The organism is Alteromonas sp. S167 (assembly GCF_036864375.1).
Lineage (GTDB): Bacteria > Pseudomonadota > Gammaproteobacteria > Enterobacterales > Alteromonadaceae > Alteromonas.
Genome location: NZ_JAZETR010000002.1, coordinates 574,997 through 600,201, shown reverse-complemented (window position 1 = coordinate 600,201; position 25,205 = coordinate 574,997). Strand labels below are relative to the sequence as shown.

Below are 25,205 nucleotides of genomic sequence, written 5' to 3'. Positions count from 1 at the left end.
GTGACCAACCTTATGATGCCGCTACAGTAATTAATATTCACATAGGGTCAACTCTTGACCCTGTATCCAATTATCATTCTTCAAAAATCAGTTAGCAGCCTCTCTTTTTAAGTTGCTGTGTAATAAATAGGATGGAAATGATAATGAAACACATAATAAAAATGTTCGGACTGTTCAGTGTGCTTGTCAATTTGTCTGCAAACTCGGCAATTATTGACAGCCAATCATTCACGCAGGATAGCTTTGTCGATACGAGTACCGGATTAGCATGGATGGATTTCGGCATCAACAACGGGCAATCGTATAATTACGTCGCTAACCAATTAAGCGATGGGGGTGACTATTTTGGCTGGCGATTACCCACTACAGAAGAAATATTTACTCTATGGAGTAATGTAGCTGACCTGGATAATGTTGAAGCCGATTACGAAGACCTAAATAAGTATGGTACCGGTCAATTTTATGCGTGGGATAACAATTCCCGTACGGTGGACGGTGATGACTCCGTATGGGATGACGCTTTCTCAGTTATGGGTTATAACACTTTCAACAGCACAGACTTTGTAGAAAGAACAAACGCAATCGGTTTTTTCATGGGAGAGAACGGTTTAGCTAGCGTATCGCTTAGTGATGCAAAGAGTAAGACTTCCTATTACTTTACTTTTAAGGATGAAATCAAACTTCGGGACGATGCAGCTTATTCAGGCTTCTTTTTAAATTTGGCACACGAAAATTACTCAACGATGTTAGTCAGAGAGGCTAACGTGCCTGAGCCTGGTACTGTTGGCATCTTTGCTAGTGCGTTAACACTATTGGTTATGCGTCGAACGCGTAGACACCGGTCCTCTCTCAAAAATCGATAGGTTAAATTAATCATCATCCATTGATCTATTCTGTATGTGGAAAATTCGCATTAGGGCAGGTTATCAGAATTGGTAATCTGCTAAGTAACGACTTTCCATCACATCTTTGTCGCATTGTGATAGTCACGCCAGCATACTAAGTTAGTTTCGCTAACTACTTTTAAAATATTGTTTCTCTTTACATGCACCACATCTAGTCGATGCTGCAACTCAAATTACTCATTAATATTTATAAGCCTCAAGCATAGCAGGCTCCTAAACTTATCAGCAAAAACTGCGGTGGGTCAGGGATTGGCCCACTTGTAACGTACCCTTGTCGCTCTATATGTTTGAGGGGGGACAAGATATGGCATATTCGCTTAACGCAATCATACCTACTAAATACGATACAGCATCTTTTGTATTTGAAGGCGACAAAGTGCCCTTTACGCGCTGGTTGCTGGATACTGAAAAGCTTATGCCCTTTTTGATGATGCAAGCTTTACACCTTGCCACGTTGCGCCGCATTGCATTGAAACTGAGTTGCGAGTTTTATATCAAAGGCGAATCAGCGTTTTTACTGCAAGGTAAAATGCCAGAGCTGAGTGCGCTTCCAGCCTTCGAACGCAGCACCTTGCAACGCCTGCTTAAAGAAGCGGCAACCGACCTGCTGGATACTTTTTTTCCCGTTGACAACGCTGGTAAAAGCGACACACCACTATCCCTGAAACTTTTTCTGCTGAGTTATTCTCATTTCTTGTTTGAACACTATAGCGATGGCGAAGTGGTAACCACCTCAGGGGTTATTCATTACTTGTTTGGCGGGCGACCCTTTAATACCTACAAGCAGGCACTGAATTTATCACACTTTCTGTCAGACTCGCCTTTGAACGGTAAGCAGTTTCAGAACAGACACAAAGACAATACGGAGAATAGCAATGGCGAGCATAACATCGCCCCGATTATGCCTACGATGAAACAAATTCTTTGCCGCCCGTCATTGGCACTTAAACCATTGATCAGCCGCTTACAACTCATCGCAAAGGCTAGCAAGAAGGATAAACCCATTGATGATACCGCACTGCTAGCAGCGTTTATGATGGTGAAGTCGGTGCGCGACACATTTAAAGCTATGATGGGGGTAAAGCACGATATTATCGCTCCTCTTGCAGTTAATCAGTTACTGCAATTACTGACTGAGAGCGTGGACATGCAACTTTGCTGCTCAGGGGAAGATGATGGAAAAAGCTGGTTTGCTACCAGATTACCAGACGTTACGCCGGCTCTTTTTACTCAGTCGGCAGCGAATTTGTTGCAGCAATGCTGCGAATATGATGGCACAGCGGATACTACCAGCCTTTCGAATCATGCAATCTCTGAGTTGTGTGAAAATAACAGGGTAAACACATCGTCTATATTTTCAGAGTTTGTTACTTTTAACTACCTGTTTAACGAATCAAAAGAGAAGCGTTGCCTGCTGAGCTTAGTCGAAAGCCAGATGGAAGCCGATGTGGTTGGGCAGCCGACAGTGAAAAAAGCACTGCTTAGTAGCCTTCGCCAGCATCTTGATGGCGTGCCGAAAGAGCAGCGGGGACCAGTATTTATTTATGGAGCCTCGGGCGTGGGGAAAACCTCTCTGGCTAAATCCTTCGCGAGATCCCTTAATGTACATTTGGCAGATAGCTACGAACTGCAAGTGATAAACATGGAGCAGTTTTATCATAAAAACGCCGCATTACAACTTTTCGGAGCGGGCTTTCAATTTAACGCAGCTAACCTTGGTACGCTTACTACGCCAGGTGAATTTATCCCAAAACGCATCATCGTATTTGATGAAATAGAAAAAGCACATGCCAACACTATCAATGCGCTGCTTACATTGTTATCAGAACACCAAGCGAAAGACGCTTCATCTAATCGGATGGTAGATTTCAGCGAGTGTATTTTTATTTTCACTTCAAATGTAGGTGAACAAAGTCGCACAAATGGTTTCGCCACTGATTACCGGAGCGAGTTGGCCACTACTTTCAGCCCTGAATTTATCAACCGTATTTCTCGTGGCTCGGTAGCCAAAGCCACCCCATTAAAGGAATCCGAAGTTGCCAGTCTGGCAACACAGCTGGCATATGATTTGGCTCTTGAATTCAATGCGGATATAGATGGCGACATAGCTAAAGCTATATGTCATCTGGCAGGCGAGCTCAATCCCAGAGCAATGCTTGGAGCAGTTGCCAGGCTTCGAGCTGAGATTAGCGAGGAACTTGATAAGTCTTTCATCGATGACTGGAAATTAATACAGATGCTCATTATTGAGTTTGACTCAAATACAATTAAAAAATCAGATGAGAGCTTATCAACATTTATCCATCGTCATTATTCACGAGTATGGCAATCGTCACTGTCATTACAAAGCGAATCAAGTGGTGATGGAATAGTATTGCGACTTATATGCGCAGTCCCTAAACCACTTATTTGCCTGGCAGACAGACAAACCTCATTTATGCATTTTGTATCAGATACCAACTGTTATTATCACGACCTCATCGGTAACCGCGAGGCAATAGAAAATATAAAGCAGATGGTGAATATGCTAAATATCCACTCTCACAATGCTCCAACTGTTAATACCGCACTTGCTCATACTTTATTGGTCGGCAAACCGGGAACAGGAAAAACACATTTAGCTAGAGCAATTGCCAGCGAATTTGAAGGGGTGTTTATCCATGTAAATGCCTCTGAGTTGACTATTGGTGACACAGATAAAAATTTGAAAACCCTGTTTACCGCGGCTCGAAAATATGCACCTAGTATTGTGTTTATTGATGAAATTGATGCAATAGCAGCAAAAAGGCACCCTAACACCAAAACGAATAACATGATGGTAAATTCGTTACTAACCGGGCTAGACGGGTTTGATACCAACACCGATGCAGTACTTGTGGTAGGCGCGACCAACCATCCCGATTACATCGATGATGCCGTGGTACGGGCGGGTAGAATGAGTAACAGGCTTACCCTTAATTTCCCTACCCAGACAGAACTGACAGCGTACCTCAAAAGCAGGATAAAAGAAGAAAAACTCACTTCACATGTCACTGATATTTTAGAAGCCATTGCCGGAAAACTGCAATATCATCCGGTTTCCATGGTGGATACGATTCTGCGTAACGCATTGGCCACGACTAACAAACATGGCAATATAGCTCACACCTTGTTAACAGCCTATATCAACGAGATAGAAGGTGAACCTGAAGTCGAGATTGACATAAGTTCTAGCCAAACCCAACGTTGTGCCTATCACGAAGCTGGCCACGCCTTAGTTATTGCTGAACTGTATGCACCAGAAGATGTGCTGGCAATTGATATCTGCAAAAGAGACAATACCAAAGGCGTGGTACTGTTTTCAGATCTTCAGGGAAAATACGGTATTACCCGCGCCACGGTAAAAAAGCAATTACAGGTGTTATTGGCTGGGCGTGCTGCAGAACAAGTATTGTTAAACGACGCTGAGCAGCTTAGTCGGGGAGATGCGCTGGATATTCGACAAGCAACAGAACTGGCAAAAAAAGCAATCAGTCAATGGGGGTTGGGGGGCTTTAGCGAAATGGTGGATAAAAGCCAGTTCAGCATGAGCGAAGCAGAGCTACTTGATGAGGTCAACGAGTGGATGAAAGATGCGTTTGATAAGGCCACAGTAATTTGTGAAAAAAAGCGAGATGAGCTTGAGCGCCTCTCTGAAGCGCTAATTAATCAGAATAGCTTGTACTACCCTGGAATACAGCGCTTGATAACGAATAAATGTGTACACAGAGTACACTAACTTGTACATGAAATTGAAAAAAAAGCCGCTGTTAGCGGCTTATTTGCTTTGAATCGGTGCCATCGAATAGCCTCTGGGATGAGCATCTTCTGAACACACGATGGGTTTAAAGCAAGATAACAAGTCCATGTCCCGATAAATCGTTTTCTTTGAGCACTCAAACCCATGAGTGGCTAGATCCTGTTGTAATTGAGCAACGGTTTTTTGCTTTGGAAAACTGGGTATCAGTCTTTCCAACAGAAAACAACGAGCCACTCTCTCACCCGAACCTTTAACGACAGACGCACTAATTACCTTTTCCATTTTTACCTACCTTTGTTGAGTTAGGATTCCTTCCTATTCACAGATAGCAAGCCATTGCTGACTCTATCTGTCTCAACATCAATCAAAGATTGATTTGCTTCCTTCCTCCATGGTGGGCATGCCTTCCAGCATTATTCTTTTCAGTTATTAGTAAGACAAATCAAATGTAGGTTTTTTGGTCGTCCTATGCAACTAATATTTGGCGGATGCAATTAAACAGTTTCAACTTAGTTTAGATTGAAATTTTCTCCTTTAAAGTTACGGAAAATAACGGACTAAAATTTGATGAAATAACTCGCTAGGACATTTTCTGCCCCATCGGCGTTTTAAAATTAAGTAGATGAAAAGCGCACCAGATGCATCTGAAATAAAAAGAAAAGAGAAAATGACTTGAATCTAACTCAATAATGCTCAGTATAGATTTTTTCCGATTTAAAAGGCAAACTAATCAATCACTTGATTAAAAAGCCCTTCAGTTTTTTACGAGTTTATGAATAAAAGGAATTGTAATTATGACTCACCTCTCAAAAAAAATTTTTATCGGGGATAGGTTTAATAGCGATACTGGAGAACCTCTTCAAGAAATCCCATCGATCAAGACTTACGCCGAGATACAGCCAGCCACATATGCTGAACTTAAAGAACGCTTTCCAGATGGCGCTATCCATTCGGGTGTTATAGACCATGTCTTTTATTACCGGCGATGTTACAAACATACTAAAAGAAACCACGGAAGTACTTATGTTGATAAAACTATAACTTCCACGACACACAGTTATTTTTGGGTAGGCTTAAAAGACCACGAAGGTAATATGCATCATTTTAGTATTGATGCCGAAGATGAAGTTTTCACAAATTTAAAGAAAGGGGACATCTTTACGGTAATTTGCTTTCAAGGCGTATATTTAAATCATGCAATTGAAGGTAAAGAAGCGCAAAATATCGTAACGAATAACTTAATGAACTGTGCAGCCATCACCTATAAAAACAACAAGAGAGTGTCGTACATAAATCCCCACTATGTTCCAGAAATGAGTGGGGCAGCTCCTGTGGCTTTGATTGTCTCTGTTCTCGCTTTTATTACTGGTTGGATATTGGAAGAGTTTTTAATCGGTATTGCCTGTGGTGCGGTAGCGGGCTTAATTGCTTATCCTCTGGACCTCTTTAATAACAGAAGACAATTTGAGAAGAGTGAAGAGACTTTTGGTGCTATAAAATCGATCATGGCCAAATTACGCCGTGTGTCGAAGCGTGATTTAGGTTATGAATATTTATCACGGCTTAAGCATAGGAGTGATGTCATTTGCGGTGAGTGTGATTCGCGCATTAGTGCTTCGCTTTTTTATTGTGTTTATTGTGGTGCCAATCAGGCTCCCTCAGATGAAGAGGGTACGAATAATTCTTATCCACCTCCTTCACTTATCGGGCTTAAAATCAATGAGAGTAATGATAATGAGCTTGTAATACCTGATTGTAACTCTTGTTCTGAGATAAAGAACGAGAGTGAAAATGAACACTCTTCTTCCACACGTACTAGTGAGCCTGAAAAGAGTACGTCAGATGCTAATTCTATTTCGGCTATTGAAGATAGTCTTTTGCGTGAGTTTACATTAAATTACCAGAAGGAATACATTCACAAGGCAGCACTCTATTTCAATACTAGAAATACGGTCCACATAACTTGTATTATGGCAAAGGTGCTGGATAGACATAATGAAGTAGAAGTCTCGAATCAGTCTACCTTCGAAAATAATTCGTATTTTGTTGATGTTTACCGTAATTACTCTGATGGTTCTTCGAGGTACGACCGTACAGAATTACGAGGGAGTCTCACAACAACGAACAGCCGTTCGTCGACTATGAAAACGCTATTTGTTCTTCAATTAGAAGGTGGCAAGGTAATTCATACTCACTTGCCAGACGACATGTCCGCGGATTTGAATGTCGACGATTGGTTTGTCTTGGCCGAGTCTACTGTGGATTTTGATGAGCCTCTGTCTAATAGAGAGTTTGCAATAAACCTTACAAAAGGGAAAGAATATTCATCCAGTTCTTTTGTTAAATACTCTGGCCCGCTAGCATTTCAACTTTGGTTATATTTATTCGTTTTTGTTTCAGTTCTCAATTTCAAATACCAAGAGCCGATTGGCTATTGGATGCAAAACAAGCTCATAGGTACGGGGTTGCGTGAACTCACAAGTACATACCATATTGATACTTACTTCCCTATAGCATTATTCATATTAACGGGTATTTTTTTACTATTGAGAACTATCCGGCTTAGAATGGAAAATCGTCGTAATCGCAAAAAAGTGATGGCACCGCTTAGAGAACTAATCAATTCACTTAAAGAAAAAGCACAAGAGGTTGAAGCGACGATTAAAAGAATCTCGTAAAATAACATTTATCGTTTATAAAAGGGCGCGACGCGCCCTTTTTTGAATTAATAAAATGTCAACTTATATGAACAAACTTATATCAGGGCTAGTCACTTCTCTTGTCTGCAGACTGTAATAAAACCTCCCTCAAAAGACGCGCTTTTAGCAATTGACCTGCCGTCAATTGAACCCCTAGTGGCTATAGACATAGAACATTAGATACAAAAAAGGCCATTTATTTAGAATGGCCTTTTACTTTTTCGTTTTACGAACTGCTACTTAATGTCTTTGAGCAGTTGTGGTGTGCCAAAATCAGAAAGTTTACCACCAGCTCGCGCTATCACTTGTTCCCAAAAGTTACGTAGGGAATTCAATGCTGTTTGTGAAGAATACGCTCTACCACCATTTAGATAACCGCCGCCAATTACGAATACGTCTACTGAAGCTAATGCATCTGTTGGAATCGAATTTGAGTACTTGGCAAATTCAGCATCAGGGTCGATTGTCCTTACACTCCCTTGCGCATAGAAACTAGAAACGTCGGAGTTCTCCAACATATCTGAAACTAAGATGAGGATCTTACGTTGCTCACCCGCATCAGAGAATAAGCTTTTTGATACGCTCATCAAAGACCCGGCAAGTTCAGTTTTAGGGTAAGTCTGTTCGCTATCATGAAACGACGATTTAAGCTTTTCATGCACAAGACGAATTGCCATTGTTTTTTGCTTTTCCATACATGCATCAAACTTATTCAATTTAATGCGGTTCATGGCGTTACGGCTGTCATTTGAAAGTTCAGTATCAAACGCACCATCAAAGGCGACATCCGTATAACGACCTTGGGCATTCGCTGAAAACGGTACAATACGAATACGATCTCCAGATGTTAATAGTTGCCCCATTTGCTGATGCACCGTTTTTTTGAGATTAACATCAAGATTAACGGTTTGGTCGACCATCACTACTACGTCACGAGAGTAACTGTCTGGCTTAAATTCTGCTACATCAGCATAGTCATAACAGGAGATGATGTCATCGCGCTCTGTTTGTGCCACTGCGGATAGGCTGCATGCAGCAAGCATCAAAGAAATTAACGTCTTTTTCATTAAAGCTTTCCTTCTGCTTTTAGTTTGGCTAGAAGTCGGGCACGCTGCTCTTCAGGCGTTTCCTTTTTCTTCTGCATCTCTTCAAGTAACTGCCTTTCCACTTCTTCGTCTGTCAATTCTGGCTCAGCTGCTTCTTTGAGTAACTGCGCTTCCATTTCCTCGTCAGACAGTGGCGCTGCATCCGGTGATACAGTCTCTAGCTGTGCCTTCACTTCAACTTGCTGACTAGACAGCAGACTTGAATGCTCACTATCTTTACTTAGGGTTGTTTTAGTGCGTCGGTTACGATTAGAAAGGGTTTGCTCGTGCTCTTCCTCAAGGAAGTCAAAGAACGTTCTTTCTGATGCTGTATTGATAAGGTGATCCACACGGTCATTCATCGTCTCACCCGATAGCTTTTTAGCCATGCGTGATTGCAGATTGCTCAGTGTTTTTTGAGCGCGTTGAGCAATAGAACGGGCCTTAGAGTCCATTTCTGTCTCATATTGACCTTTGGTTTTGTATTTATGGGTATTTTCCCACGCCACTTTAGAATGTTTACCTACAAAGCCGAACTTAAAAGATACCCATGTAGCGAAAGCTTGCAACACGAGGAACAAGATGGCCAGCATACCAAATGTTGCCCAGCTGCCTTCTTTGGTCGCTTTACAAATCTCAGATTCACCTTTTTCCCTTGCTGCCTTGGAAACGGCAACCGCAGATGGAGGAGGGGGGGGCTTACTACCATAAAGATCATCGAGGTTGACCTCACCTGCTGAAGAGCCATCATCACCAGCTACACACATCGTGTCTTGTGTCTGAGCAACTTCCAGCGTTTTAACGCGAACAAAGGTAATGATGACACCGATGATTACGATGGCGAGCACTGCTAGCGTAGTGAAGGTATGCTTTACACTTGGTGAACTCACATCAAGCCTATCAAGACGACGTTTGTACATAGGATTATCGACATCAGATTCATCACCTATTTCAGGATCTTTCGATATCGCATCTAATGATGAAGGCTTTTTAGGAGTCTTATCTGTTTGCCAATTGTTTCTAATGCGCTTAATAATACCGTTACGATATATTTCATGTCCCATCAAGTGAGTTAAAAAGGCGAGAATCACAGCAAATGCAATCGCAACGATGCCGGTCATGATAACCCGTGTATTCTCAGATGCACTTAAGTCAATAAACCCACTCATCGTGTAACTGAAACCCCAAGCTTCAAGTACAAGTACGCCGAACAAACCTAAAAGCATAAACGCGCCAAGAGGACGACGGCCTGATTCACCTACTATCGCGAGGTATTCTTTACACGCATCATAGAAATCGCCGTCCTTATGAACCTTTGAGTAATGTTCATCATAATCCCTGCATACGACATTTTCTGAATGAAACCAATTGCCGTTCATATCTGGATTTTTAGCAAGCGAGCGCGTCTTAGGGAATAGGAAGTTATTGTATTTTACGTTCTTCCACCATAGACGAAGGGATTCCCAGTTTGTATAGGAAAAGTAAAACAGTATTGATAGCGTTAACGCCATCACTATTAATATATCTCGATATGTGCTTAGTATTTTAAATAAGTCCATTAATTATCCCTTCACTACTGATAATTCGTAAGCTTTAGCCATGAGATTACGCTTATCTTGATAAATTAAAGCGCTTGCCTTTGAAGTGCTTTCACCGTTTGTGGAAAACACTGTGTCAGAGCATTTCATCAAAGCGTTGTCGTCTTTTGCATACATACGTACCAAGACTGTTCCATCACCCTTATAAGTTTCAACACTTACCGGGTATTGGTAATCAGGTTCAACATTGCCGCCTTTATAGTTCTTATAGAAGCTAAAAATAGGGGTAGTAGTTGGGTCTAGGGTGTTCTTTTCGATGCCAATTGGACCTAACGTGACAGCAGTAGTACCTGCTATGCCATACCAAGAGTTACCGTAAAGGTTTTTGATTTGTTCACCAACTTGCTTTTCATTTACAGGGCGGCCATTGAAATCTCGAAGGCGCGATTTAGTGACTGGATCAGTGTAGGCACAGCTGCCTACGATAGGTGCTTCGCTGTTCGCATTTGCCTTTGCAAAAAAGCCCCAGCTTTCATCGTTTTGTTGCTTGCCGAGTGCTGCTACGATATGAGTTTGGTCAAATGATGATAATGGTACTCCGTCTAAATCCAAGCTTTCTCGGCGCAAAGCGCGCGAAGCAGTAACCTGGGGTTTAGGCTTCTTTCGCACCTTCTTTTCTGGAAGCACATTAGTGACATTTTCTAGGCGTTGCTTTTTGGCGCGTGCAACCTCAACGACATTCTCAACAGGCGCTGTGTTTAATTGCGCAGCTTCGTCTGGCACTTTTTGATGCATGACGTCGACCAATTCAAATCGACGGTTTTTTGCGCGGCCTTCACTTGTTGTATTTGACGCTAGTGGCTGGGATTCACCAACACCTTCATAATATATATTGCTCTCATCCATGCCCGCCTCAGATAGTAAAAAAGCGATATATGCGGCACGTTTTTCAGATAATGATTGATTGTATTCAGCACGACCAGAACTGTCCGTGTGACCGACCACGTAGACTTTAGAGCCATCAGCTAAGCCTTCAACATACTTTTTAAGGAAAGAAGTTAAACGCGCTTTTTTTTCAGGGTCGGTAATAACATGCTGATTGATATCGAATATAGGTTTATCACTATTAATGGAGACTTGTGCGGCAATTACGTTTTCATCAGCGTCCACTGAAAAACTGGTGCCTTTTTTCTCATCGACAGCAATACGCTCAAATTCAGGTTCAAAACCATTGGCTTGCGCAGCTTGTTTTAACTGTTGTTCACGATAGTCTAAATAGTTACCAATTGCACATCCTGCGATACCGCCGATAACCGTACCGGCTAGCGCTTTACCAGGGTCACCTGTAGCTATAAGAGTGCCAACACCACCAATGGCAGCACCACCTATACAGCCAATTGCGGTTTTACTCATATCGCCAATCGTGGCACAACTTGTCATGAAAAATGGTGCGGTGAGCGCGAGCACTACCGACTTATTAAGGTGAGTTCTCTTCATATTATTCCCTTTTGAAATTCACTAACAGGTATTATTTTTTGTTTTTTGACGGCGCAAGTAGTGAATAAATGCTTCGTTACACCGTCCTTGTTTCCTTTGCTATAAGCAAGTAACGCAATGCATTTGTGGAACAAGTGTACAGATAAAATAATAATAGGGAAATTATAAGTTAAATATTAAGTAAGAATTGAAACATCACCCCTTGACTAACTATTTCTTCGCCAAATGAATCGATTAGACTTTTGCTCAGGCCCTTCTAACTTTCATTAATAAATAGAGAAACTTTGAAAATTATCGAATAAGAGTGATGACCCATTGCGGATGGGATGGTGTTATCAATCGTGTAAGGTGAATGCTGATCCCCCGTTTATGGGGTAGAGCCTCAGTATCTGCTTCTGTAAGAAGAGATGGTACCAGTGGGCGGACTTGAACCGCCACGCTATCGCTAGCAGCGGATTTTGAATCCGCCATGTCTACCAATTCCATCACACTGGCATTGTGTATGGTATCAACGTGGTGTTGATGCTTGGCATTATAGCGATGCGGCGTATCTATACAACTCTTTTTTAACGATAACGTTATTAAGTGCTGAAAGATTGTGCAGCCAGTACCGCACTTAAATACGCGGGTTAATGCATTTCACTTACTACAACGCCCGCATGCAGTTTTAAGCGCTCCATTAGCTTATCACCCAAACCTGCAGCAGGCGTCCAAAAACCACCTTCAAGCTCGGGCACGTCTTGCGATAAACAAAGGGCGACTTGCGAAAGCATTTTAGCTGTACTGCCGTAACCCGGATCTCTATCGCCCGTTACTTGCACTACTTGTTTCTCGCCGTTACTTAATGTGGCGTAAAACCGCATATCGTACATACCGTTTTCTTGCTCACTCGGCGACGGACCTTCTCCCGGTTTCGGTAAAATATAATTGGCTAACAAGTGGCGCAGCGGAGAAAAACTCGCAGCACCCACAAAGGCACCAAGCCCAAGTGTAGTTATCCATGCAGTAGACGCGGTTTTGCTCGACATGGCTTCATCGTACTTGAATGCTTTTCCATATTTAGCATTTAGCAGCAGGTTACTACGATGCACTATTCGTTCGTTTATTGCGGCCATCACAAAGGGCATAGTCCATATACCAAGTTCCTTATCAAACTCAGCTGACTTATGATTTTTCTGTCGAACATGAAACGGATTGTCTGCTCCACAAAGAATGTAAGGGTTTACTAACATTTTGCGAAGCTCAGGGTTCTCGCCCACTTCTTTCATTACGTTTAACATGCTAGCGATGGTACCGCCCGATGCGCCACCTTTAATTTTCCGCACGCGCATTTTTATGTGCGCTGCGGGCTGCCCTGTTTTTTCGATAGCAAGGTGTTGTGATAAATTAACGCCTAAATCTGATGGGATAGAGTCGAAGCCTGCGCTATTTATAATACGGGCCCCCGACGCTTTTGCGTCGCCCTCATACTTATCTAACATGGCTTTTATCCACTGTGGCTCACCCGTAAGGTCACAATAATCGGTCCCCGTTTTTGCACACACTTTTACCAATGTTTCACCATATAAGGCGTATGGGCCTACGGTTGAAATAATCACCTTGGTTTTTTCACTTAGAGAAGTCAGTGCGGCTTCATCACTAGCGTCGGCTACGAAGTGGGGGAGGCTAGCTAAGTTGTGTTTTGTTTTAAGCGCAATTAGCTTTTGCTCGTCTCTACCAGCAATGGCCCATGAAAAAACGTCTTTGGGTAGGTTAGCCAAATAGCTAATCATTATTTTGCCAACAAATGAAGTGGCGCCATAAAGCAGTATGTCGAACTGGGTATCTGTTGATGTAGGCATGTTACTATTGATTTTGTTGTGGTGTATTCACTTTGCATGAATACCTGCTTCTTATCAACAACGTAGCTAAAATGTAACTCAGAAAAGGGCCATCCTTGGCCTTGGGATCGTGCTCTTTTTTACTGACCAACTAGGTCATCAAAACTTGCTTCATTTGCATCCTGCGTAAACTCTCGCCCGTTAACCGGTAAAGGTGTATCGGTAGGTGCTTGCGCAAAGGCTTCGCGGGTATAGCTAGTTAATGATAACTGTTGTGCTTCAATGGTTATCGTTATAGTACCCGTGGAAGATGCTACACCGTCAGAAACACTAAACGTAAAGCTGTCGCTGCCTGTTACCTGTGCATTAGGGGTGTACGTAAAATTGCCGTTAGCAGCAATATCTACACTACCTAACGTTCCGTTTTGGTCTAATGCGAAGCTAACTGCATCACCGTTAGGGTCAACTGCCGTTAGTGCACCGTCAAAAGCAATGTCGGCCTGCGTAGTAAACGTTTCATCAACCGCTACAGGTGCTAGGTTTGGCTCATCCTCATCACTGTCAGAGCAGCCTACAACAGCAGTGGCTAGCGTAATCAGCGCACCTAGTTTAAGACCTTTCTTAATAGTTGATGAGAAAAACGCCCCACTAGTACGCTTTTTCGTGAATGTGTTCATAACATTCCTCCTTATTCAGCGCCTGCTAATGGTGTTTTAAGGTACGGGAATGTGGTATCGAACATACTTGCGTTAATAGGAGCTCCATCGGTGAATGGCACCATGCCCACGCTTGCATCTTCTGATGTGCACAGTCCAAGGTCGGTGTCTTCGCCCGCAACTGGAATGGGGTAGCATAGTCTTCCCATAACAACGCGAAGCGCAATATCAACTACGTCGTCGCCGGGTCTACGACCATTTGGGAAACCTGCTAAGTCATCACCCGCTACACCAAAGGCCGATTGCGATGCTGCAGGCGTTGCAGGAATAGCCGTATTTAATCGCAGCATTTCTGATGCTGTAACCGTTGCTTGTTGGTTAACACCTGGGAAGCCGGTTAAAAACGCAGTTACCAAGTCAACGCGCGGGAAGTTAGTGGGGGCTAGTGTTTCAATGTCTGTGCCCAACGTGGTGTTAACTGCATCTCTGAACAGAATGTTTAACAGTTCTGGTAGCGACGGATTGGTTACATAGTCGGCAAACTGGCCATCATTACTTGGATGGGCGCTTGAAAACTTATCTTTATCGCCAATACCAATCACTAACTCGTTCACTAACGGGCTACCTAATCGCGACACTTGCGTCATAGCACCACCGTTAACTTCTGGTTTTGCGAAGGTTGCGTCTGCGTTTAATATACGTGCTTGCGGCAAGCTAGCGGTTGTCCAACTACCAATGGTGCCATTACCCTCGCCAGTAACACAGGCTGCGGGTACTTCAACAGAGATAGCCGTTACGTTTTTATCGATTAGATCGTCATTGTCGGCACTTTGCGTAATACCGCCAGGGAAACCTTCACCATCACCTGCGCCTGGCGCACTGTCGCCTTCAACAGGAACGTAATTCACAAGGTCGAATGTTGCGCCTAGGTTTACCACAAATGGGTCTTTGCGTTGACCTACAAAAACGCGCGCCATGTCGTCACAGCCAGGAATTGCAAATGAGTAGATAAAGCTCTCTGCGTATCTTGCATATTCTGCTTCACTGGTGAATGTTTTATTACCAATGTAGTCCAGCGGTTTCTTAAACATGTCGCCCATGGCTGGAGTAAGCATTGTGCGTGTGCCAGTAGACATGTCGCCGCTTACCATGGTTAGCGTATAGCTTTCTGAAAAGTTCGCTGCGCTTTGGTCATCGGCACTTATTCCGCCAATGTTTTTAAGCGGCACTTTAACCATTTTCTTGTCGCCTTCAGGGCCGATAGGTAACGCGATACCTTCGTTGTCAGCGGCGAGTGTATTTGTAAACTGGAAAACAAAGCTTAAGTCTTCAACAGCATCACCGTCGCTATCTATGTGAATTGCGTAGTGCGCGTAAGGATCCATAGCGAAGTAGTTCGGACCGCCATACGCATCTTGCAATGGAATATAATTGGCAATCATTGTTACGTAGCCTTCTCTACCTTCTTCATAACTATTGAAGGCATAAAAGTCAGTGCTATCTAACTTGGGGTGACGAGTAATGTTGGGTGCTTCACGGTGGCTAGAAGCCATTACATTTATAGCGCCTGCAGTGCACGTTAATGCAACGGCAGCAACCAATGCTTTTTGTTGAAACGTAGTCATGGTGAGTCTCTTTGTTTATGAGTTCAAGAAGCCTAACGACTGGCAAGTGAAATTAGATTCAATAAGATGTGAATTTTTTGAAAATAAATTTCTAATATAATGGATAGGTTATTAATGATTAAAAAACAAACAAAAAAGCCACTTAACTAAGTGGCTTTTAATTAATACGCAGTTTTTTGATTAAACAGACACGATTGGCGCTATGTAAAGCACCTCAGTTGGCGCTCCAGTTACAGAGCCTCCAGGAGCTTCTAGACTAACTGCCAAGGCCGCGATGCTTTTATCTAGCAATATACTAGGCGTTGCTCGACTATCCCCACCCAATTCAGGTAACAAACCCAATGATATTGGTGCTTCGCCGCTCGCTGGTACCATCCAAAGTTCATAGTCTTTGTTATCTAATGCTGCAAAAGCATCGGTAACTTTCACCGATAGGCTAGATGACGACACCTCAATAACCCAAAGAGGGGTATTATCAGCATTGTTTACAACCGCAATATGTGAAACCTCGTCAATCGGTTCTGGTTGCGTCGTGATAAGTACAACAGCCAGCAATAATGCGGCAGCGGTAGACAGCATGGACAGCACGCGCCAACGACCGCGTTTGGCTCGTTCAATTTCCACAACGTTGTCGTGATCCGTATTTATTACCTTGTGACCTAAACGCAGCTGAATGGTTTCCCATACGTTTTGACCAGGAGTAACGGGGGCGATAGTATCGGCAAAACCTGAAAGGTGTTGCTCCCACTGTGAAACAGCGTCGCTTACTGCTTGGTACTGCATCATCAGTTTTTGAAATCGAGTACGCGCCTTTCCTCTGAGTGTTCCCAGCACATATTCAGCGGCAAGCACATTTAATCGTTCTTCTTTTAAGTAATTCATATCGATAGGCACCTTTGTAAGCTTTGAAGACCCCGACGAATCCAACTTTTAATCGTGCCAAGGGGAGATGCTAAATGGTTTACTACCTCTTGATGTGACATACCATTGATATAGGCTAAGTGAATTGCCTGCCTTTGAGGCCCATCAAGTTCATCAAGGCATTCTGATAGCCGAGCTTGCTCAGCGCCTAGCTTTATACTTGGCCCAGAGTCATTGCCCGATGGCTCATCATGGTTAAGTTCTACTTCATTGCGCACATTGTGATAGCGCATAAGGTCGAGTGAACGATATCTTACAATGCTTACCATCCAGGTAAGAACAGTGCCCTTTGCTCGTTGGTAACTACCAGCATTGTGCCAAATTTTAATGTACGCATCTTGAGTTGCTTCATCTGCAAGCTCTGGCCTTTTTAGTAATTTCAAAGCCACTGCATAGAGCTGTGGGCTGGTTATCCTGTAAAGCTCCGCAAAGTCATCTTTACTGCCTTGCGCGGTCTTACACAGCAAGGGAAACAGTATCTCGTGTTCCATTTTCGCTCCTTATTAGGCGCCTAATGTTGGCGCTTCGTATTATTGTTGGCACCACAACACACAAGCGTTAAGCCATTGGCGATGTGTTATATGTACTAACGATTACTTAATGCGTTTAGATGCAAGCGACCCGTTATGTTGTGCTAACCCTTTCAAGGTAGCATGAATTTTGTACAAATGTACGTGGTGAGTAAATTAGATAAAGTGAATATTAAAAAGAAATGATGAAAAGCGCGTAATTAAGCGCACTGTGTATTTATGACAGCCATGGGATATGCCACACTATTATGGAATTTGTTTTTAAATGAGATGCATGTGGCAAAACGTAACACCCGTGAGCAGCGTTCTAAACGTTCCAAAGCAAACAGCATAGTCGAAACTCAAGCACAGACAAGCGATGCTTGGGGAGAGCGGGCGAGTTTCTTTCGTCGCCTATTGGCCATGGTTTACGATGCGCTGGTAGCTATTGCCGTTGGCATGTGTGCGGCAATGGTAATGATAGTAACGCTAGTGGTTATGCTTAAAAACGGTGTTTTAGACTTGCAGGGTTTTGCCGAGCCCGCCGACCTTATTCAGGCATCAACTACTTATAAGCTGCTTATTCAAGTGTGGGTTGCGCTGTGGATATCTGGCTTTTTCTTATGGTTTTGGAAGCGCGGAGGCCAAACCATTGGAATGCGAGCATGGCGACTACGCATTTTCAGTACAGTGGATGAGCCGGTTACGTGGCCTAGATTGCTAGTTAGATTAGTGTCTTCATTGTGTGGGCTTGGAACGCTGCTGGTACTTTTCGATTTTAAGAATAAACAGTCTTTACAGGATAGATTGGCAAAGACTGAAGTATTAAAGCTTTCAAAAGAAGCAAACGACCACAAAAGCTGGTAGTAGTGCTTTGCGGAGCGCTAACCGAATAATAAAAAAGAGGCTGTAAGGCCTCTTTTTTATTAGTTTCGACTGTTGAGTTTGAATAATGTTGCTAGCATGTTCAACGCCTCAACATTACTCCTGCAATCGCTGCGAAAAGTAAACTTGGCAGTAATGCGCCTAAGAATGGCGGTAGCTGGTACACCAAGCTCACGGGTCCAAACACTTCGTTAAGAATAAAGAAACCAAACCCGGTTAACACGCCCATAATTACGCGTGCGCCCATAGTAACGCTGCGCAGCGGCCCGAAAATAAATGACAGCGCCATCAGCAGCATTACCCCTACCGACACCGGCTGCAAAATTTTGCGCCATAGAGCAAGCTGATAGCGTGATGGGTCCTGAGCATTATTCTCAAGGTAATTAACGTAATCTAACAGGCCCGTGATAGACAATGCTTCAGGTTTCACCGCAACAATACCTAATTTGTCTGGTGTAAGTGTTGAGTTCCAGCGCATGCGCTCTGACGCCTCGAGCGTTACCTGCGTGTCAGTAAACTGTGTTACTTCAACGCCGCTTAGCCACCAACCATCACCATCAAACTCACTGGTTTTGGCATAGGTAATACTTTCAAGTGACAGGTCATTTTTAAAATTGAATATGCTTACATCTTTCAATGAGTCTTGGCTAAGTACCTGACCAATGCTTACGAAGCGGTCTCCGTCTTTAGCCCAAACCAACTTGTCGGACGAAAACAGGCTGCCTCCGGAAATGGCTTCTGTTCTAATTTGCTTAGCTTTGGTCTCGCTGTAGGGGGTTACCCATTCTCCCACTGCCATAACTAGCAAAATCATTACCAGCGTAGACTTCATTGCTGAATTGATTATGTTCCAGCGACTAAGACCTGCAGCCTGCATGACTACTAATTCACTGTTACTGGCTAAAACACCCATACCAATTAGTCCGCCAAGTAATGTTGCCATGGGGAAGAATTGTTCTAAGTCTCTCGGTAGGCTAAGTATCACAAAAATGAAAGCGGCAAGCATGTCGTAGTCGCCTTCACCAATCTTACGAAGCTGCTCAACAAACTTAATCAAGGCGCTTAAGCCAATGAGCACGCTTAAGGTCACGGTAATGGTTCCTAATAGGGTACGTGCTATGTATAAATCGAGGATTTTAAACATCTACTTTTTCCCCAATACCCAAGCACGAAATAGCGTACCTGTTTTTCGATCACGAGCTATTAACGTTATACCAATAATTAACATCACCGTATGCACCCACCAAAGCCCAAGTTGCGGTGGCATTTTGCCGTCTTCTAGTACGCGCCTGCTCGCTAGCAGTAATAAGAAATACCCGAGATAAAGCAAAATGGCTGGGAACATTTTCCCAAAGCGTCCTTGTCGAGGGTCTACTGCACTTAGCGGTACGGCAATAAGCACCAGAAAGGGGATAGATAGCGGAATAGCAATACGCCATTGAAGTTCGGCGCGCGCTTCAATGCTGTCGTCTTCCCATAGTTCACTAGTGGGAAGCACGCTTACTTTTCTTCGCGTTTCGTCTGCCGGTTTGTCGGCAATCTGAATTTGATACTCATCAAACTCAACCTTACGGTATGCCATTTCAGACTGCTTTCCTTCATACTGCACGCCCTGTTTTAGCACCAAGTTTCGGGTGCCGTCAGGGTTATTCGCAACTTCGCCGGTTTGCGCATAAACCACACGAACATCACCGTCGCTTCCTTCGGTTTGGTTTTGCGATAAAAATACGCGCAACAGCTGGTCTTGATTACCTGTGTTGGTGTCTACGTCATGCACAAAAATAACGGCTTTTTCGTTTCCAGTTTGTTGGAATCGCCCCGGCATCAATGCTGAAATACCGGCTTCGCTGCGCGCTTTTTCACGCAACTGATATTCATTTTCGGCTGCCAGCGGCGCAAAATACAGCGTTATTGCGCCAGTCACAATCATGATTAACACAGATAAAAACAGCATTACCCGAGTAACGTACCACTCACTGATACCACAGGCGCGCATTACCGTCATTTCGCTGTCTACATACAAGCGGCCGTGTGCCAACATAATGCCGAGGTATGCGCTAATTGGAAGCACCAAAGAAGAAAGGATTGGGGCGTACAAACCAAGAAAACCAAGAACCAGTCCAGCGGGAATATCACCGTCTGACGCATCGCCCAATACGCGTACAAATCTTAATGTGACGAAAATAGCCATTAAGATGAAGAAAATCGCTAACTGAGATTTCAGCGTTTCCTTAAGTAAATAGCGGAATATCAGCATCTCAGCCCTTCCGGAAAATTAGGAATTTTAGTGAAAGAATGCACAATTTTGTTTAAACTTACCGTTTTTACAAGTTTTGCCTGCAATCATAAACCGTTTGCATGGTGTTTTTACGCAAAAGTTGCCTTTATTCAGCAACGCATTTGCGAGAATTGCAGCGTACTAAAAAGTTATGCTGTGTATTAAAACATAAAGCAGCGCGAAACGTTACGTGATTTTAGTCATCGTGCAAACCATAAACGACGAAAAGCGAGGTGATATCGTGGAGTTTAGTGTAAAAAGTGGCAGTCCTGAAAAACAACGCAGTGCATGTATTGTTGTGGGTGTCTTTGAGCCGCGTCGCCTAACGGCGGTGGCTGAACAACTAGACGAAATCAGTGAAGGTTATATCAGCAATTTGTTGCGCCGCGGCGACCTTGAAGGTAAAGCCGGCCAAATGTTGTTGCTACACAACGTGCCGAATGTGCTTAGCGAGCGCGTGCTTCTTGTCGGTTGTGGTAAAGAGCGCGAATTAGACGAGCGTCAGTACAAAAATATCATTGCTAAAACCATTCAAACCTTAAATGAAACCGGTTCAATGGAAGCCGTGTGCTTCTTAACCGAGCTTCACGTTAAAGGCCGCGATACCTACTGGAAAGTGCGTCAGGCAGTAGAAGCCACTGAAGATACGCTTTACACCTTTATGCAGCTTAAGACTAAAAAAGGTGAGCCTCGTCGTCCGCTTCGCAAAATTGTATTCAATGTACCAACACGTCGCGAACTTACCGTGGGTGAGCGCGCGGTGGAGCATGGCTTGGCTGTAGCTCGTGGTTCAAAAGTAACGAAAGACGTGGCTAACATGCCGCCAAATATCTGTAATCCAGCATATCTATGGCAGCAGGCGCAAGAACTTGCCAGCCAGTACGACAGTGTTACAGCTGAAGTAGTAGATGAAACGCAAATGGCAGAGCTAGGTATGCAGTCTTACCTTGCTGTTGGTCGTGGTTCAGATAACGAAAGCATGATGAGCATTATGCATCACCGTGGTGGTCCAGCTGATCAAGCGCCAATTGTGCTAGTTGGTAAGGGCTTAACCTTCGATTCAGGCGGTATTTCAATTAAGCCTGGCGAAGCCATGGATGAAATGAAATACGACATGGGTGGTGCAGCAGGTGTACTTGGTACAATGCACACCATTGCGGCACTAAACCTTCCAATCAACGTTATTGGTGTGTTAGCCGGCTGTGAAAACATGCCTGATGGCAAAGCATACCGTCCGGGTGACATCCTTACGACTATGTCGGGTCAAACTGTTGAAGTATTAAATACCGACGCAGAAGGCCGCCTAGTGCTTTGTGACGCACTGACATACGTTGAGCGTTACGAGCCAGAGCTTGTTATCGACGTTGCTACGCTAACTGGCGCAGCAATTATCGCACTAGGTCACCACGCAACAGCAGTAATGAGCACACACAACCCGCTTGCGCACGAGCTACTTAATGCGTCAGAGCAAAGTTCAGATCGCGCATGGCGTTTACCGTTGTGGGATGATTATCAAGAGCAACTAGAGAGTCCGTTTGCCGATATGACTAACTTAGGTGGTCGTCCGGCAGGCTCAATTACAGCTGGCTGCTTCTTGTCGCGCTTCACTAAGAAGTACAATTGGGCGCACCTTGATATTGCCGGTACGGCGTGGCGCAGCGGCAAGAATAAGGGCGCAACAGGGCGTCCTGTTCCGATGCTGTCTCAATTCTTGATGAACCGCGCTGACATCAAGCTAGAGGACTAATTATTCATGCCGCAGGTTATTTTTTATCAACTTTCCAGTAGCGACAATGGCGTAGCCGGTCGCGCTAGCGAAGTGATTGCATCGGCTTACGCTAACAAACAAAAAATTAGCGTGCTTTGCGATACACAGGCGCAAGCTGAACAAGTTGATGAATTGTTGTGGCAGCTACCGTCAAACCGCTTTGTTCCCCATAACCTCTATGGTGAGGGGCCGCAAACGGGGACGCCGGTGGAAATTTGTTGGCAACCGCAACAGGTTGCCAGACGACAAATGGTGGTGAATGTGGGCTCAGGTATGGTGCCTTCACCCAATCAGCATCGCCAAATTATCGATTTTGTACCCGTGGATGAAAATGCCAAACAGGCAGCGCGGGTAAGATACAAAAACTATCAGCAAGCTGGATGTAATATGCAGTTCAAATCTGCATAAGCCATTCGTGTTCAGCTTCAATTTGAGAGTGTGTAATGGATAAAACCTTCGAACCGCAGTCCATCGAGCAGCAATGCTACAAGTCATGGGAAGAGGCGGGTTTATTTAAAGCTTCAGGTAACGGCGACCCTTATTGTATTTTGCTTCCGCCACCAAACGTTACTGGTAGCCTTCACATGGGCCATGGTTTTCAGCAAACCATTATGGATGCCTTAACTCGCTATCACCGTATGAAAGGCGATAACACGCTTTGGCAGGTAGGTACCGACCACGCCGGTATTGCCACCCAAATGGTAGTAGAGCGTCAGCTTAATGCTCAGGGCAAAACCCGTCACGATTTAGGTCGTGAAGACTTCATCAAAAAAGTCTGGGAATGGAAAGAGCACAGCGGCGGTACGATCACAGGCCAAATGCGCCGTTTAGGTACCTCACCTGATTGGTCGCGCGAAGTGTTCACTATGGACGAAGACCTGTCTAAAGCGGTAACAGAAGTATTCGTTAAACTACACGAAGAAGGCCTAATTTACCGCGGTAAGCGTTTGGTTAACTGGGATCCAGTGCTTCACACTGCAGTGTCTGACCTAGAAGTGCTGAACGAAGAAGAAGACGGCCACATGTGGCACATGCGCTACCCACTTGCAGATGGTAGCGGTGAACTGGTAGTGGCAACAACACGTCCTGAAACCATGCTTGGTGATACAGCGGTTGCAGTACACCCAGATGACGAGCGTTATCAAAGCTTCATTGGCAAAGAAATTAAGCTGCCTATTACTGGTCGATTAATTCCGGTTATTGCCGATGACTATGTAGACCAAGAATTTGGTACCGGTTGCGTTAAAATTACGCCAGCTCACGACTTCAACGACTACGACATGGGTAAGCGTCATAACCTACCTATGATCAATATTCTTACCGACGACGCGAAAATTAACGACGATGCCCCAGAAGCGTACCGTGGTTTAGATCGTTTCGACGCCCGTAAGCAAATAGTTGCCGACCTAGAAGCACAAGGCTCGTTGGTTAAGATTGAACCGCACAAGCTTAAAGTGCCACGCGGCGACAGAACCGGTGCGGTAATTGAACCATACCTAACTGACCAGTGGTATGTAGCGGTTGAGTCTCTTGCTAAACCTGCTATTGAAGCGGTTGAAAGTGGCGAAATTCGCTTTGTGCCAGAGAACTGGAACAAGACGTACTATCAGTGGATGCACAACATTCAAGATTGGTGTATTTCGCGTCAGCTGTGGTGGGGACACCGCATTCCAGCGTGGTATGACGAAAACGGTAACGTTTTTGTTGGCCGTACCGAGGAAGATGTACGTGAAAAACACGGCCTTGGCAGTGATGTAACGCTTTCACAAGACGACGATGTATTAGATACGTGGTTCTCAAGCGCACTATGGCCGTTCGCGACCATGGGCTGGCCAGAAGAAACGCCAGATCTAGAAACCTTTGTACCGTCTTCAGTGCTAGTAACCGGCTTCGACATTATTTTCTTCTGGGTTGCCAGAATGATCATGATGACCAAGAAGTTCACGGGCAAAATTCCGTTTAAAGACATCTACATTACAGGTCTTATCCGCGATGAGAACGGCGATAAAATGTCAAAGTCGAAGGGCAATGTGCTTGACCCAATCGATTTGATTGACGGTATTGATATTGAATCGCTTGTGACTAAACGTACCGCCGGCATGATGCAGCCTCAGCTTGCTGAAAAGATTGCCAAGCGCACTCGCAAGCAATTCCCTGATGGTATTCAAGCTTACGGTACGGACGCACTGCGCTTTACTTTTGCAGCTATGGCGTCAACCAGCCGTGATATCAACTTTGATATGGCCCGTGTTGAAGGCTATCGCAACTTCTGCAACAAGATTTGGAACGCATCACGTTTCGTATTGATGAACACAGAAGAGCACGATACAGGTCGTGACGGTGGCGAAATGGTACTTAGCATGGCCGATCGCTGGATTTGGGCTAAGTTCCAACAAACGCTGGTTGAGTTTGAAAAAGCGCTTGAAGACTACCGATTCGATATCGCTGCACAAACGGTTTACGAGTTTACGTGGAACCAATTCTGTGACTGGTATCTAGAGCTTACTAAACCTGTGCTTAACAATGACGCCAGCACTGAAGCTGAAAAGCGTGGTACTCGTCATACGCTTATTAACGTGCTTGAAAGCCTGCTTCGCTTGTTGCACCCGCTTATGCCATTTATCACCGACACTATTTGGCAGCGTGTTGTGCCACTAAGTGCGCTTAAGATAGAAGAGGGCGCAAGCATTATGGTTCAGGCATTCCCTGAAGTTGATGCAGCGAAACAAGATAACAAAGTGCTTGCCGACATTGAGTGGGTGAAAAAGTTTATCGTGGGTATTCGTAATATCCGTGGTGAAATGGATATCTCGCCAAACAAACCGCTTAATGCGCTACTTAAAAACGTAAGCGACGAAGACGCGCGTCGTCTTGATGCGGCTAAGGCATTCCTAGATAAGCTTTCTAAGCTTGAAACCGTTACTGTATTGAAAGAAGGTGAAGAAGCGCCGGCCAGTGCGACAGCGCTTGTAGGTGAGATGGAAATTCTTATTCCAATGGCAGGGCTTATCGACAAAGACGCAGAGCTTGCTCGTATCACTAAAGCCATGGAGAAAATCGACAAAGATGTCTCTCGTACTCGTGGCAAGCTAGGAAACGAGAAGTTTGTAAGCAATGCGCCTGAAGCGGTTATTGAAAAAGAACGTGCTAAGTTAGAAGAGGGTGAAAAAGCCCTCGCTAAGCTTAAAGAGCAGTTCGAGACTATTCAGGCTCTGTAGCCATTTCTACTTACCAATAATAG

17 protein-coding genes and 1 tRNA gene are annotated in these 25,205 nt (G+C 44.2%); 7 read left to right on the top strand and 11 right to left on the bottom strand.

The window, feature by feature from the left end:
- Positions 1-161: 161 nt before the first annotated feature.
- The 3 genes from V7R35_RS05845 (at position 162) to V7R35_RS05835 (ending at position 7,361) form a co-directional block, all read left to right on the top strand.
- Entirely contained in the window at positions 162-863 is a 702-nt protein-coding gene (locus V7R35_RS05845; protein ID WP_334013775.1) for a hypothetical protein, read from the top strand.
- Positions 864-1,209: 346 nt separating this feature from the next.
- Positions 1,210-4,662, top strand: coding sequence for an AAA family ATPase (locus V7R35_RS05840; RefSeq protein ID WP_334013774.1), 3,453 nt, complete (start codon positions 1,210-1,212; stop codon positions 4,660-4,662).
- A gap of 815 nt (positions 4,663-5,477) precedes the next feature.
- Positions 5,478-7,361 (top strand): hypothetical protein, encoded by a 1,884-nt coding sequence (locus V7R35_RS05835; protein ID WP_334013773.1) that lies wholly within the window; start codon positions 5,478-5,480, stop codon positions 7,359-7,361.
- 257 nt (positions 7,362-7,618) lie between these two features.
- On the opposite strand, the gene V7R35_RS05830 is transcribed toward V7R35_RS05835, so the two are convergent.
- The 9 genes from V7R35_RS05830 to V7R35_RS05790 form a co-directional block, all read right to left on the bottom strand.
- On the bottom strand, positions 7,619-8,449 hold the full coding sequence (locus V7R35_RS05830) for a hypothetical protein (RefSeq protein WP_334013772.1): 831 nt from the start codon (positions 8,447-8,449) through the stop codon (positions 7,619-7,621).
- On the bottom strand, positions 8,449-10,026 hold the full coding sequence (locus tag V7R35_RS05825; protein WP_334013771.1) for a hypothetical protein: 1,578 nt from the start codon (positions 10,024-10,026) through the stop codon (positions 8,449-8,451). The genes V7R35_RS05830 and V7R35_RS05825 overlap by 1 nt, the downstream gene beginning before the upstream one ends.
- 3 nt (positions 10,027-10,029) lie before the next feature.
- The gene (locus V7R35_RS05820; RefSeq protein WP_334013770.1) at positions 10,030-11,502 is read right to left on the bottom strand and encodes an OmpA family protein; all 1,473 of its coding nucleotides are present in this window, start codon (positions 11,500-11,502) and stop codon (positions 10,030-10,032) included.
- A gap of 408 nt (positions 11,503-11,910) precedes the next feature.
- Positions 11,911-11,997 (bottom strand) — tRNA-Leu (locus V7R35_RS05815).
- 134 nt (positions 11,998-12,131) lie between these two features.
- Entirely contained in the window at positions 12,132-13,343 is a 1,212-nt protein-coding gene (locus V7R35_RS05810; RefSeq protein WP_334013769.1) for a saccharopine dehydrogenase family protein, read from the bottom strand.
- A 119-nt stretch (positions 13,344-13,462) separates the two neighbouring features.
- Entirely contained in the window at positions 13,463-13,999 is a 537-nt protein-coding gene (locus V7R35_RS05805) for an Ig-like domain-containing protein (RefSeq protein ID WP_334013768.1), read from the bottom strand.
- Between the two features lie 11 nt (positions 14,000-14,010).
- Positions 14,011-15,603 (bottom strand): DUF4331 domain-containing protein, encoded by a 1,593-nt coding sequence (locus V7R35_RS05800; RefSeq protein ID WP_334013767.1) that lies wholly within the window; start codon positions 15,601-15,603, stop codon positions 14,011-14,013.
- A gap of 180 nt (positions 15,604-15,783) precedes the next feature.
- Positions 15,784-16,485: an anti-sigma factor gene (locus V7R35_RS05795; RefSeq protein ID WP_334013766.1), complete on the bottom strand. Its 702-nt coding sequence runs from the start codon at positions 16,483-16,485 to the stop codon at positions 15,784-15,786.
- Positions 16,482-17,015: a sigma-70 family RNA polymerase sigma factor gene (locus V7R35_RS05790; RefSeq protein WP_334013765.1), complete on the bottom strand. Its 534-nt coding sequence runs from the start codon at positions 17,013-17,015 to the stop codon at positions 16,482-16,484. Before V7R35_RS05790 ends, V7R35_RS05795 begins: the two co-directional genes overlap by 4 nt.
- A 369-nt stretch (positions 17,016-17,384) precedes the next feature.
- Between V7R35_RS05790 and V7R35_RS05785 the strand changes: the two genes are divergently transcribed.
- Entirely contained in the window at positions 17,385-17,900 is a 516-nt protein-coding gene (locus V7R35_RS05785; protein WP_438823447.1) for an RDD family protein, read from the top strand.
- A 100-nt stretch (positions 17,901-18,000) separates the two neighbouring features.
- On the opposite strand, the gene lptG is transcribed toward V7R35_RS05785, so the two are convergent.
- Positions 18,001-19,062, bottom strand: a complete 1,062-nt coding sequence (lptG, locus tag V7R35_RS05780) for an LPS export ABC transporter permease LptG (RefSeq protein WP_334013763.1) — start codon at positions 19,060-19,062, stop codon at positions 18,001-18,003.
- The gene (lptF, locus tag V7R35_RS05775; protein ID WP_334013762.1) at positions 19,063-20,175 is read right to left on the bottom strand and encodes an LPS export ABC transporter permease LptF; all 1,113 of its coding nucleotides are present in this window, start codon (positions 20,173-20,175) and stop codon (positions 19,063-19,065) included. It abuts the gene before it with no gap.
- 262 nt (positions 20,176-20,437) lie between these two features.
- Between lptF and pepA the strand changes: the two genes are divergently transcribed.
- The 3 genes from pepA to V7R35_RS05760 are packed head-to-tail and all read left to right on the top strand — an operon-like array spanning position 20,438 to position 25,182.
- Complete coding sequence (gene pepA, locus V7R35_RS05770) at positions 20,438-21,943, top strand: leucyl aminopeptidase (RefSeq protein ID WP_334013816.1); 1,506 nt, start codon at positions 20,438-20,440, stop codon at positions 21,941-21,943.
- A 6-nt stretch (positions 21,944-21,949) separates the two neighbouring features.
- Positions 21,950-22,372 carry a DNA polymerase III subunit chi gene (locus V7R35_RS05765; protein WP_334013761.1) on the top strand — a complete coding sequence of 141 codons (423 nt, stop codon included), beginning with the start codon at positions 21,950-21,952 and terminating at the stop codon, positions 22,370-22,372.
- Positions 22,373-22,407: 35 nt separating this feature from the next.
- The gene (locus V7R35_RS05760) at positions 22,408-25,182 is read left to right on the top strand and encodes a valine--tRNA ligase (RefSeq protein ID WP_334013760.1); all 2,775 of its coding nucleotides are present in this window, start codon (positions 22,408-22,410) and stop codon (positions 25,180-25,182) included.
- Positions 25,183-25,205: the final 23 nt, after the last annotated feature.

Coding starts and splice junctions, on each gene's coding strand:
- V7R35_RS05845 (WP_334013775.1), top strand. CDS start 162: ATGTTCGGACTGTTCAGTGTGCTTGTCAATTTGTCTGCAAACTCGGCA.
- V7R35_RS05840 (WP_334013774.1), top strand. CDS start 1,210: ATGGCATATTCGCTTAACGCAATCATACCTACTAAATACGATACAGCA.
- V7R35_RS05835 (WP_334013773.1), top strand. CDS start 5,478: ATGACTCACCTCTCAAAAAAAATTTTTATCGGGGATAGGTTTAATAGC.
- V7R35_RS05830 (WP_334013772.1), bottom strand. CDS start 8,449: ATGAAAAAGACGTTAATTTCTTTGATGCTTGCTGCATGCAGCCTATCC.
- V7R35_RS05825 (WP_334013771.1), bottom strand. CDS start 10,026: ATGGACTTATTTAAAATACTAAGCACATATCGAGATATATTAATAGTG.
- V7R35_RS05820 (WP_334013770.1), bottom strand. CDS start 11,502: ATGAAGAGAACTCACCTTAATAAGTCGGTAGTGCTCGCGCTCACCGCA.
- V7R35_RS05810 (WP_334013769.1), bottom strand. CDS start 13,343: ATGCCTACATCAACAGATACCCAGTTCGACATACTGCTTTATGGCGCC.
- V7R35_RS05805 (WP_334013768.1), bottom strand. CDS start 13,999: ATGAACACATTCACGAAAAAGCGTACTAGTGGGGCGTTTTTCTCATCA.
- V7R35_RS05800 (WP_334013767.1), bottom strand. CDS start 15,603: ATGACTACGTTTCAACAAAAAGCATTGGTTGCTGCCGTTGCATTAACG.
- V7R35_RS05795 (WP_334013766.1), bottom strand. CDS start 16,485: ATGAATTACTTAAAAGAAGAACGATTAAATGTGCTTGCCGCTGAATAT.
- V7R35_RS05790 (WP_334013765.1), bottom strand. CDS start 17,015: ATGGAACACGAGATACTGTTTCCCTTGCTGTGTAAGACCGCGCAAGGC.
- lptG (WP_334013763.1), bottom strand. CDS start 19,062: ATGTTTAAAATCCTCGATTTATACATAGCACGTACCCTATTAGGAACC.
- lptF (WP_334013762.1), bottom strand. CDS start 20,175: ATGCTGATATTCCGCTATTTACTTAAGGAAACGCTGAAATCTCAGTTA.
- V7R35_RS05765 (WP_334013761.1), top strand. CDS start 21,950: ATGCCGCAGGTTATTTTTTATCAACTTTCCAGTAGCGACAATGGCGTA.
- V7R35_RS05760 (WP_334013760.1), top strand. CDS start 22,408: ATGGATAAAACCTTCGAACCGCAGTCCATCGAGCAGCAATGCTACAAG.